Origin of the sequence: Streptomyces sp. NBC_01390 (assembly GCF_045040105.1) — a bacterium.
In the GTDB taxonomy this organism is placed as follows: Bacteria; Actinomycetota; Actinomycetes; order Streptomycetales; family Streptomycetaceae; genus Streptomyces.
This window is the reverse complement of record NZ_CP109551.1, coordinates 2,976,760-2,987,917: the sequence shown is the minus strand read 5'-3', so window position 1 is coordinate 2,987,917 and position 11,158 is coordinate 2,976,760. Positions and strand designations below refer to the sequence as shown.

The 11,158-nt window shown below is 68.5% G+C and carries 9 protein-coding genes; all 9 read left to right on the top strand.

Annotated elements, in window-relative coordinates; all coding sequences use genetic code 11:
- Positions 1-2 precede the first annotated feature (2 nt).
- The 9 genes from OG241_RS13290 to OG241_RS13250 all read left to right on the top strand — a co-directional run bounded on the left by OG241_RS13290 (position 3) and on the right by OG241_RS13250 (position 11,158).
- Positions 3-2,018: a pectinesterase family protein gene (locus OG241_RS13290; RefSeq protein WP_405815491.1), complete on the top strand. Its 2,016-nt coding sequence runs from the start codon at positions 3-5 to the stop codon at positions 2,016-2,018.
- A 52-nt stretch (positions 2,019-2,070) separates the two neighbouring features.
- Entirely contained in the window at positions 2,071-3,411 is a 1,341-nt protein-coding gene (locus OG241_RS13285) for an ABC transporter substrate-binding protein (RefSeq protein WP_405815490.1), read from the top strand.
- A gap of 102 nt (positions 3,412-3,513) precedes the next feature.
- Positions 3,514-4,314 carry a rhamnogalacturonan acetylesterase gene (locus OG241_RS13280; RefSeq protein ID WP_405815489.1) on the top strand — a complete coding sequence of 267 codons (801 nt, stop codon included), beginning with the start codon at positions 3,514-3,516 and terminating at the stop codon, positions 4,312-4,314.
- Positions 4,315-4,379: 65 nt separating this feature from the next.
- On the top strand, positions 4,380-5,699 hold the full coding sequence (locus OG241_RS13275; protein WP_405815488.1) for a polysaccharide lyase family 1 protein: 1,320 nt from the start codon (positions 4,380-4,382) through the stop codon (positions 5,697-5,699).
- Between the two features lie 2 nt (positions 5,700-5,701).
- Positions 5,702-6,823, top strand: coding sequence for a pectinesterase family protein (locus tag OG241_RS13270; RefSeq protein WP_405815486.1), 1,122 nt, complete (start codon positions 5,702-5,704; stop codon positions 6,821-6,823).
- A 1-nt stretch (position 6,824) separates the two neighbouring features.
- Positions 6,825-7,868: a pectinesterase family protein gene (locus tag OG241_RS13265; RefSeq protein WP_405815485.1), complete on the top strand. Its 1,044-nt coding sequence runs from the start codon at positions 6,825-6,827 to the stop codon at positions 7,866-7,868.
- The gene (locus OG241_RS13260; RefSeq protein ID WP_405815484.1) at positions 7,855-9,036 is read left to right on the top strand and encodes a dienelactone hydrolase family protein; all 1,182 of its coding nucleotides are present in this window, start codon (positions 7,855-7,857) and stop codon (positions 9,034-9,036) included. Before OG241_RS13265 ends, OG241_RS13260 begins: the two co-directional genes overlap by 14 nt.
- Positions 9,037-9,138: 102 nt before the next feature.
- Positions 9,139-10,263, top strand: a complete 1,125-nt coding sequence (locus OG241_RS13255) for a right-handed parallel beta-helix repeat-containing protein (RefSeq protein ID WP_405815483.1) — start codon at positions 9,139-9,141, stop codon at positions 10,261-10,263.
- Between the two features lie 94 nt (positions 10,264-10,357).
- Positions 10,358-11,158 carry an HAD family acid phosphatase gene (locus OG241_RS13250; protein WP_405815481.1) on the top strand — a complete coding sequence of 267 codons (801 nt, stop codon included), beginning with the start codon at positions 10,358-10,360 and terminating at the stop codon, positions 11,156-11,158.

Here is an 11,158-nt window from a genome sequence, read left to right as displayed (position 1 = left end):
CAATGACGCACTTCCCTAGCAAGCGCTTACCGGGTGCCAGTAGACCTGTCGGCAGGACTCTGGCAGCGGTCGTCGCTCTGGTGGCCGCTCTGGGCCTCGGGGCGGCCGGTGAGACCTCGGCCGCCACCTCCACGACGGGGGGCACCGGGACAGGGGGCACCACGACGCCGGCCCCCCGCTGGACCGACCGGCCGCACGGTTTCGCCTCCCTCGCCGGTGGCACCACCGGCGGCGCGGGCGGCAGGGTCGTCACGGTCACCGACCAGGCCTCGCTGGTGAAGTACGCGGCGGCCGAGGAGCCGTACATCATCCGGGTCGCGGGCTCGGTCGCCGTGGCGCCCTTCGGATCCGATGTCGTCGTCACCTCGAACAAGACGATCATCGGCGTCGGCGACACCGGCGAGATCGTCCACGGCGAGCTGCACCTGAACCCCGGCACCCGCAACGTGATCATCCGCAATCTGACGATCCGTGACTCGTACGTCGAGGGCGACTGGGACGGCAAGACGACCGACTTCGACGCCATCCAGATGGACACCGTCGACCATGTCTGGATCGACCACAACCGCTTCGCGCACATGGGCGACGGGCTGCTCGACATCCGCAAGGACAGCCAGTACATCACCGTCTCCGACAACCAGTTCGCCAACCACAACAAGGCGTTCGGGATCGGCTGGACACCCAACGTGCTCACCCAGATCACCATCGACCACAACTGGTTCACGGGCACGAAGCAGCGCAACCCGTCCGCCGACAACTGCGCCTACGCGCACCTCTACAACAACTACGTGTCGGCCCAGGTCGCCGACGGCGATCCCGTCTGGACGTACGGCAACTGGTCGCGCGGCAGGACGAAGATGGTCATCGAGAACAGCTACTACGACGGAGTCCAGCACCCCTACCAGGCGGACGCCACCGCCGAGTTGGTGCAGCGCGGGTCGATCCTGAAGAACGTCAGCGGCCGGCAGGACGCCTGGGGTACGGCCTTCGAGCCGCGTGACTTCTACGCCTACCGGCTGGACCCGGCCGCCGCCGTACCGGCGCTGGTCAAGCGCTTCTCCGGGCCGCAGGCGCGGATCGGCGCCGGGGTGACGCTCAACGTCCCCGCCGACTATCCGACCGTCCAGGCCGCCGTGGACGCCGTGCCCGTCGGCAACGCCGGTCCGGTGACCGTCGCCGTCGCGCCGGGCACCTACCGCGAGAAGGTGTTCGTCCCGGCCGGCAAGTCGAACATCCTGCTCCAGGGGACCGGACGGAAGCGCTCCGACACCGTCATCGTGTACAACACGCCTGCCGAGTACGGCGGTTCGACGGGCAGCGCGACGGTCCGGATCGCCGCGAACGACGTCACCGCCCGCAACCTCACCTTCAGCAACGACTTCGACGAGGCCGCGGTCGAGCTGAAGGGCGAGCAGGCGCTCGCGATGAAGACGACCGGCGACCGCATCGTCTTCGAGAACACCGCCTTCCTCGGCAACCAGGACACGCTGATGACCGACAGCCCCAAGCTGGACGTGATCAGCCGGGTCTACGTGCGCGACTCGTACATCGAGGGCGACGTCGACTTCATCTACGGGCGGGCGACGACCGTCGTCGAACGGTCGGTGATCCGCGCGCTGAGCCGCGGCTCCGCCACCAACAACGGCTACATCACCGCCGCTTCGACCTGGACGGGCAATCCGTACGGTTTCCTGATCACCCGCTCGAAGGTGGTGAGCGACGCCCCCGCCGACTCCTTCCGCCTCGGCCGGCCCTGGCACCCGGGCGGCGAGCCGAACGCCGTGGCCCAGGTCCTCTTCCGGGACACCGAGCTGCCCGCCGCGGTCAAGGCCTCGCCGTGGACCGACATGAGCGGCTTCTCCTGGAGGGACGCCCGCTTCACCGAGTACGGGACCTACGGAGCCGGCGCCCGAGTGACCGCCGACCGGCCGCAGTTGAGCGAGGCCGACGCCGCCTCGTACACCGTCGCCGAGTATCTGCGCGGTACGGACGGCTGGGCTCCGTACGCCCGCCGCTGACCCCCCACAACTTCATAGTCTCCGATTGATCCAGAAGAGAGAGTGCCGACCAATGAAGATCAGCATCCGCAGAAGCAGGCGCGCGGCCATCGCCGTGGCCCTGGGTTCCGTGCTCGCCCTGACCGCCACCGCCTGCGGTGACGACGGCAGCGGAGCGGCCGGGGACAAGGGCAACGAGGGCTCGGGCAAGGGCGAGGTCACCTTCTGGGACAACAACGGTGGTGTCCGCACCGACATCTGGAAGGAGATCATCGCGGACTTCGAGAAGGCGAACCCGGACATCAAGGTCAAGTACGTCGGCATCCCCGCCGCGAGTGCTCAGTCCAAGTACGACACCGCCATCCAGGGCGGTGGCCTGCCCGACGTCGGCGGGGTGGGCACAGCGATGCTCGCCGGGGTCGCGGTCCAGGGCGCACTGGAGCCGCTGGACAGCCGACTCAAGGAGAGTGCCCTGAACGGCAAGTTGAGCCAGAATCTGGTGGAAAGCAGCCGGGCGGCGGGCGGCGGTGAGAGCCTGTTCCAGATCCCGACCTCGTCCAACAACGGCACTCTGTGGTACCGCACCGACCTGTTCGAGAAGGCGGGTCTGGACGCCCCGACCACCTGGACGAAGTTCTACGAAGCCGCCGACAAGCTCACGAACAAGGGCAAGAACGAGTTCGGTTTCACCATCCGCGGCGGAGAGGGCTCCATCGCGCCGGCCCTGGACGCGGCGTACAGCCAGGCAGGCATCAGCTCGTTCTGGAACGGCGACAAGACCACCGTCAACGACCCGAAGATGGTGGCGGCCCTGGAGAAGTACGTCGCCCTGTACAAGAAGGACACTCCGTCGGCCGACGTCAACAACGACTTCGCCAAGATGGTCGCCCAGTGGGACAGCGGTGACATCGGGATGCTGAGTCACAATCTCGGCTCCTATCAGGATCACCTGAAGGCACTGGGCGCCGACAAGTTCCGGGGCATCCCCAGCCCGACCCAGGACGACGGCAGCCGGGTGCAGATCTCCAACCCGGTAGACGGGCTGAGCGTCTTCAAGTCCAGCAAGAACAAGACGGCCGCCTGGAAGTTCGTCGAGTTCGCCGTCTCGCACGAGGAGAACTCCAAGTACAACAAGTCCGCAGGGCAGATACCGGCGAACACCGAGGCCGCGAAGGACGAGTGGATCCAGAAGGCCGAGCCGACGAAGCTGGCGGCGGAGGCGCTGAACGGGGCCGACACCAAGATCGTACAGCTGCCGTACTACCTGCCTGACTGGAACACCCTTTCCAAGGCGGACAACGAGCCCAATTACCAGAAGGTGCTGCTCGGGAAGATGAGTGCGAAGGAGTTTTTGGACACGTTGGCTGACCAGCTGAACGCTGCGCAGGCTGAGTGGAATGAGCAGTCCAGCTAGGTCGTGTTTTGGCTGCGGGTTCGCCGTGGCTGGTCGCGCAGTTCCCCGCGCCCCTAAATACGGGGCGCGGGGCCCTCTTCCCCTTCTGAAAGGCACAACGTCGTGTCTCTTAGCCGTAGACAAGTGGCCGTGGCCGCTTTAGCTGCTGTTCCTCTCGGTGTCGTCGCAGCGGAAAGCGCCTCGGCGTATTCCGGTCGCCGTTGCCGCACTCTCTACATCGCCGGTGATTCCACCGCCGCCCAGAAATACGCTGACGCCGCGCCCGAGACCGGGTGGGGAATGGCGCTTCCCTTCTTTCTGCAGAAAGACCTGGTTGTCGCCAATCACGCGGTGAACGGGCGCAGTTCGAAGAGTTTCGTCGACGAGGGGCGTCTTGACGCCATTCTCGGTGTCATCGCCCCCGGTGACTTCCTGGTCATCCAGTTCGGGCACAACGACGAGAAGAGCGCCGACCCCGTCCGGTACACCGAGCCCTGGACGACGTACCAGGACTGTCTGAGGCTGTACATCGACGGTGCGCGGGCCCGTGGTGCCCGGCCGGTGCTCGCCACGTCCGTCGAGCGGAGAAAGTTCGACGCGAGCGGCAACGCGGTGCCGACCCACGGCGACTACCCGGCGGCGATGCGTGCGCTCGCCGGGGAGGAGAGCGTGGCGCTGCTCGACATCCAGGCCCTGTCGATCGCGCTCTGGCAGGAGCTGGGCGTCGAGGAGACGAAGAAGTACTTCAACTGGACGGCGACCGAGCAGGACAACACGCACTTCAGTCCGCCGGGTGCCATCGCCGTGGCCCGGCTGGTCGCCGCCGAACTGGTGCGGCGCCGGGTGCTGGCGCGCCGGGACGTGCGCCGCCTCGACGACGTGATCCCGGAGTCCTGGATCACCTGGCCGCCGGCCGCCGTCTAGCACCTGCCTCAAGACCTCAAGACCTCAAGACCTCCTGCCCCGTTCACCGGAAAGAGAGCCGTACCATGAACGTTCGCACATGTCATGATCATGTCACCATGAAGGTCGCCGTCCTGCTCGGCTGCACGGCCCTTGTCCTCACCGTCACCGGCCCCGCCGCCCAGGCCGCCGCTCCGGCCCCCGACCTCGGCCGCCAGACGCTCGCCGCCGGTGACGGCTGGGGGTCCGACGCGGGCGGCACGACCGGCGGTTCGGCCGCCGACGCCGACCACGTGTACACCGTCACCACCTGGGCGGAGTTCAAGGCCGCGTTGGAGAACGGTGGCAGCGCACCCAAGATCATCAAGGTCAAGGGCATGATCGACGCCGTGTCCGAGGGTTGCGACGCCTTCACCACCGGGGGGTACGACCTCCAGCAGTACCTCAAGGACTACGACCCGGCCGTCTACGGCAACGACAAGGTCGCCATGGGTCCGCAGGAGGACGCGCGGGTCGCCTCAATGGCCAACCAGGACTCGGCGATCAAGGCCGCCATCCCCAGCAACACCACCATCGTCGGCGTCGGCAGGAACTCCGGCATCCTCGGCGGCAGCCTCCAGATCAAGGCCGTCTCGAACGTCATCGTGCGCAACCTCACCATCGAGGCCCCCCTGGACTGCTTCCCGAAGTGGGACCCGACCGACGACAACAACACCGGCAACTGGAACTCCGAGTACGACGCCGTGGTCGTCTTCGGCACCGACCACGTGTGGATCGACCACAACACCCTCACCGACGGCCGCTACCCCGACAGCGAGCGGCCGAGCTACTTCGGCAAGGTCTTCCAGCAGCACGACGGGCTCACCGACATCGTGCGCGGCGCCAACTACGTCACCGTGTCCTGGAACTCCTTCAAGGACCACGACAAGAACATGCTGATCGGCAACAGCGACAGCACCGCCACGACCGACGGCGGCAAGCTCAAGGTCACCATGCACCACAACAAGTTCGACGGGATCCTGCAGCGCTCCCCGCGCGTGCGCTTCGGACAGGTCGACGTCTACAACAACAGCTACGTGGTGGGCGAGGCACAGAGCGCCGACTACTACCTCTTCGGCGTCGGCAAGGCCTCGCAGCTGTACGCGAGCGACAACGCCATCTCGCTGCCGGCCGGAGCCACGGTGGGCAAGGTGCTGAAGAAGTGGAGCGAGTCCCCGCTCACCGCCGTCAACAACTACGTCAACGGCCGTGCGACCGACCTGATCGCCGTCCACAACGCCGAGATCCCCGCCGAGACGCTCCAGTCGGGCGCGGGCTGGACACCCACCCTCCGCACCAAGGTCGACTCGCCGCGCGCGGTGCCGTCCGTCGTCAACCGCGGTGCCGGCGCGGGCAAGGTCTGCTGATCATGGCGAGCCCTGAACTCCCGTTGAGCAGACGGTCGTTCGTCGCCGCGAGCACCGGGGCCGCACTGGCCCTGGGGCTCGCGGCCCCCGCCCGCGCGGCCGGCCGGACCCGGTTCGGCCGCTACGGCTCCCCGTCGCGCCGCCTGACCGAGCGGACGCTGTACGTCGACGCGGCAGGCACCGGCGACTTCACCGGCGTCCAGGCCGCGGTGTCGGAAGTGAGCGGCAGCGGATTCACTCTGGTCCTCGCACCGGGGGTCTACCGCGAGACCGTCGCCGTCACGGCCGCCCGTACGGAACTGACGCTGATCGGCGCCGCCGAGAACCCGCGTGACGTCGTCATCGTGTACGACAACGCCGCCGGCACCCCGAAGCCCGGGGGCGGCACCTACGGCACCACCGGCTCCGCCACCACCCTGGTCCAGGCCGCCGACTTCACGGCCCGCTGGATCACCTTCGCCAACGACTGGCTGCGCGCCGACCACCCGGAGATCGCGGGGACCCAGGCCGTCGCCATCAAGGTGCAGGGCGACCGTGCGGCGTTCCACCACTGCCGGTTCCTCGGCCACCAGGACACCCTGTACGCCGACTCGATGAGCCGTGAGGCGTACGCCCGGCAGTACTTCGCGGACTGCTACGCCGAAGGGGACGTCGACTTCGTCTTCGGCCGGGCCACCGCCGTGTACGAGCGCTGCCACTTCCGCACGCTCGACCGCACCGACCTCACGGGCACCCCCTACGGCTTCGTCTTCGCGCCCTCCACCGTGGGCACCAACCCCCGCGGCCACCTGGTGACCGACAGCCGCGTCACCAGTGAAGCCCCGGACGCCGCCTACAAGTTGGCCCGGCCCTGGGTGCCCAGCTCCGACACCACCGCCCGCCCGATGCTCACCGTCCGGGACACCCGCCTCGGTCCCGGCATCGACGCGGTCGCGCCCTACACCAACATGTCGGACAGCTACCCGTGGCAGGGCCAGCGGTTCGCCGAGTACCGGAACACGGGCCCGGGCGCCAGGATCGTCGTCGCCGAGAACCGTCCCCAACTGGACGCCGTCGAAGCCGAGTCGGCGACCCGTGAGGCCTACCTCGGCGACTGGACGCCGTGGCGCGGGCGGTGGTGCTGAGATGCGCCGGCGCACCCTGCTCACCGGGCTCACGGCAGGCCTTGTCGCCGCCGGTACGGCTCCCGCCTTCGCGTCGGCCGCGCACCGCGTCCTGCATGTCCGTCCCGGCGGCTCCGTCCAGGCCGCCGTGGACGCGGTGGTCGCCACGGGCGGGGCGGGCCGGACGATCGTCGTCCACCCGGGGACGTACCGCGAGGTCGTCAACATCCCCGCCCAGGCGGCCGAGTTGACGATCCGTGGCGCCACCCGCGATCCGCGCGACACCGTCATCGTGTACGACAACGCCAACGGCACCCGGAAACCCGACGGTTCGGGCACCTACGGCACCGCCGGCTCCGCCACCTTCACCTCGGCGGCGCCCGGCCTGACCGTCCGCGACCTGACCCTCGCCAACGACTGGCTGCGCGCCGACCACCCGGAGATCACCGGCACCCAGGCCGTCGCCGCGTATGTAACCGGGGACCGGTCGCAGTTCACCCGGGTCCGGCTCCTCGCCCACCAGGACACCCTGTTCGCGGACACGACGGCACTGACCGCCTTCGACCGGCACTACTACCGCGACTGCTACATCGAGGGCGACGTCGACTTCGTCTTCGGGCGGGCACGGGCCGTCTTCGAGCGCTGCCACTTCCACACCCTTGACCGGGACGTCGCCTTCAGACCCGAGGGCATGGTCTTCGCTCCCGCCACGGCCCGCGCCAACCCCTACGGCTTCCTCGCCGTGCGCGGCCTGGTGACCTCGGGCGCGGAGGACGGCGCGTACAAGATCGCCCGGCCCTGGGTGCCGTCGTACGAGACAACGGCCTGGCCCTCACTGGTCGTCCGGGACACCTGGCTCGGCCCGGGCATCGACGCCGTGACCCCGTACACCAACATGCGCGACGCCTATCCCTGGCAGACCATGCGCTTTCGGGAGTACGCCAACTCCGGTCCGGGCGCGGTGATCACGGCGCCGGAGAACCGGCCGCAGCTCACGGCGGCGGAGGCCGGCGAGCACACGCGGCGCACGTATCTCGGGGACTGGTGCCCGTATGACCGGCCGTGACCCGGCGGTGGGGCGGCGGACGTTCGTCGTGGGAGCGGGGGCGGCGCTGATGGGCGGCGCCGCCGCCCAACCCGCGCAGGCTGCACCGGGATTGGAGTCGGCGGTCGTCGAGGGCCCGCTGCCCGGCTTCTATCCGGCGCTCAAGGACGAGCTGGACTTTCCGCTCGCCTGGGGCCGATCCGGCGTCCGCGACTTCCGGGCCTGGCGCCGCATCGCCCGCGCCAAGGTGGAGGAGACGCTGCTCGTCGAACCGGACGGCGACGGAACCCCGTACGGCCCCGAGTTCAGCGACCGCACCGAAACGCCGACCTACACAAGGGAGTTGGTGACGCTCGCCCTCACCCGCTACGAGCCCGTGCGCGGCGCCTTGCTCACCCCGCACGGCCCCGGCCCCTTCCCCGCCGTACTGCTGCTCCACGACCACGGGGCGAAGTTCGACATCGGGAAGGAGAAGCTGGTCAGGCCCTGGTACGACGACACCCGGCTCGCCTCCGCGCAGGCCTGGGCGGACCGGTACTTCAGCGGACGCTTCGTCGGCGACGAGCTTGCCCGGCGCGGCTACGTCGTGCTGGCGCTCGACGCGCTCGGCTGGGCCGACCGGGGTCCCCTCGCCTACGACCAGCAGCAGGCCCTCGCGAGCAACCTGTACAACCTCGGCTCGTCCCTCGCCGGACTCATGGCCCGCGAGGACGTACGCGCCGCCCGTTTCCTCGCTGGGCTCGACCGCGTGGACCGGCGGCGGGTCGCGGCCGTCGGGTTCTCCATGGGCGCCTTCCGTGCCTGGCAGACCGCCGCGCTCAGTGACGACATCGCCGCCGCGGCCAGCGTCTGCTGGATGACGGGGCTGCGGGAAATGATGGTCCCCGGCAACAACACCCTGCGCGGCCAGTCCAGTTACTACATGCTCCACCCCGGGCTCGCCCGGCACCTCGACTTCCCCGACGTGGCGAGCATCGCCGCACCCAGGCCGATGCTGTTCTTCCACGGCGCCCAGGATCCGCTGTTCCCGGCGGAGGGCGTACGCGTGGCCCACGAGAAGCTGCGCGCCGTCTGGCGCTCACGCCGCGCCGGGGAGCGGCTGCACACCAGGATCTGGCCCGACCTCGGCCACGTGTTCACCGCACCCATGCAGGACGACGTCTTCTCATGGCTGGACGCCGTCCTGTAACCCCCACCGCCCGCCCACAACCGCTTTCCTCCACCCCCCCCACGCGCACCCCAACCGCATCACCGACTCCCTTCCCCGTTACGACGAAAGGACCCGCACGTCATGCGTCGTATCACCCGCGTCAAAAGCTCCCTGACCGCTCTCGCCGTCACCACCGCCGGTGTCGGCCTCGCGGTGCTCCCCACCCCCGCCCAGGCCGCGACGGTGGTCGTCAGCAACTCGACCGACCTGTCCAACGCCATCAAGAACGCCACCGCTGGCACCGTCATCCAGGTCCGAGCCGGCACCTACTACCCGACGGCCACCCTCCAGTCCACGGCCAACGGCAGCTCCTCCGCGCCGATCACGCTCACCGCGTACGGCTCGGAGACCGTGAAGATCGACGGCTCGTCCCTCCCCGCCGGCGACTGGATCTTCAAGCTGACCGCGGACTACTGGAACGTCTCCAACATCACCTTCCAGAACTCCCCGGACAGCGCGGTCGTCTGCCAGTCCTGCACCGGGACGGTCTGGAACAACATCAAGACCATCAACGGCAAGGACTCCGGCTTCACGCTCACCGGCGACGGCACGGTCAACAACACCGTCAAGAACATCGACAGTTACGGCAACTACGACGCCGCCAACCATGGCGAGAACGCCGACGGCATCGCCGTGAAGTTCGGCTCCGGCACCGGCAACCTGATCACCGGGGCCCGCCTCTACAACAACTCGGACGACGGGATCGACTTCTGGTCCTTCTCCTCGCCCGTCACCGTCGAGCACACCTGGTCCATGGGCAACGGCGTCAACCGCTGGTCCGACTCGGCCTTCGCGGGCGACGGCAACGGCTACAAGCTGGGCGGCGACGGCGAGGTCGTCGCCCACGTCATCAACAACTCCGCCGCCTGGGGCAACGCCGGGACCGGCTTCACCGAGAACTCCAACACCGGCGCGATCGTCATCAACCGCACCACCGCCTACGCCAACAGCAAGGTGGGCTACTACTTCGCCACCAGCTCCGCGAAGCTCGGCAAGAACCTCGCGGTGAGCAACGGCGGCGGCTCGGTGAGCAAGGGCTCGAAGGTCTCCTCGTCCGGCAACAACTGGGACAGCGGCATCAGCACCCCTGCCTTCAAGTCGACGGACGCCTCCACGACGTACAACGCCCGCAGCTCCAGCGGCACCCTGCCCGCGACCACGTTCCTGACGACGGGCAGCACCACCATCGGCGCGACGATGAACTGATCGCACCGTTCAACACCCCGGCCCGGGGCGCTTGACCCGTTTTTTACCCGACGGGTCTCGCGCCCACCGGGGTGACGCGCGTAGAACCTCTGTCATGCATAAGACATTGCGTATCGCTGCCGCCACCACCGCCTGTGCGGTCGTCGGCGTCGCCGTGTACGGCGCCGGTGCGGCCACGGCCCACCAGTCCACGGCCAACTCCACGCACGAGCCCTACAACATCGGGCTCCTGGTCAAGGACATCGACACCTACTACGGCACCACGGCCGACGCCAACGGCGTCTACCAGGCGTCTCCCGACAGCCAGTACGCCAAGGACCTCGCGGCCGTCGACAAGGCCATGAAGAAGCAGATCGACCAGGCCGCCCGCAAGACGCACCACCATGGCGGCCACAAGCCCGCCGTCGTCTTCGACATCGACGACACGCTGCTGCTCAGCCTCGACTACGAGAAGCGCTACAACTACACGTACAACCCCACCACTTGGGCCGACTACGTGAACAAGGCCGACCGCCCGGGGGTGTTCGGCAGCGCCGAGCTGGTGCAGTACGCCGAGAAGAAGGGCGTCGAGGTCTTCTACAACTCGGGCCTGAGCGAGGCGCAGCGCTCCGCCGCCGTCGAGAACCTGAAGAAGATCGGCGCCGATGTGAACCTCGACGCCGACCACGTGTTCCTCAAGGACAAGGCCAACCCGCCGTCCTACCTGAGCGCCTGCGCCACCCCCGGCACCTGGACCTGCACGACCGTGCAGTACAAGGGCGGCACCCGCGAGCACATCGAGCAGGACCTCGGGTACGACATCGTCGCCAACCTCGGCGACCAGTACTCGGACCTCGACGGCGGCTACGCCGACAAGACGTTCAAGCTGCCGAACCCGACGTACTTCGTCAGCTGA

Coding starts and splice junctions, on each gene's coding strand:
- OG241_RS13270 (WP_405815486.1), top strand. CDS start 5,702: ATGGCGAGCCCTGAACTCCCGTTGAGCAGACGGTCGTTCGTCGCCGCG.
- OG241_RS13260 (WP_405815484.1), top strand. CDS start 7,855: ATGACCGGCCGTGACCCGGCGGTGGGGCGGCGGACGTTCGTCGTGGGA.
- OG241_RS13255 (WP_405815483.1), top strand. CDS start 9,139: ATGCGTCGTATCACCCGCGTCAAAAGCTCCCTGACCGCTCTCGCCGTC.
- OG241_RS13250 (WP_405815481.1), top strand. CDS start 10,358: ATGCATAAGACATTGCGTATCGCTGCCGCCACCACCGCCTGTGCGGTC.
- OG241_RS13290 (WP_405815491.1), top strand. CDS start 3: ATGACGCACTTCCCTAGCAAGCGCTTACCGGGTGCCAGTAGACCTGTC.
- OG241_RS13265 (WP_405815485.1), top strand. CDS start 6,825: ATGCGCCGGCGCACCCTGCTCACCGGGCTCACGGCAGGCCTTGTCGCC.
- OG241_RS13285 (WP_405815490.1), top strand. CDS start 2,071: ATGAAGATCAGCATCCGCAGAAGCAGGCGCGCGGCCATCGCCGTGGCC.
- OG241_RS13275 (WP_405815488.1), top strand. CDS start 4,380: ATGAACGTTCGCACATGTCATGATCATGTCACCATGAAGGTCGCCGTC.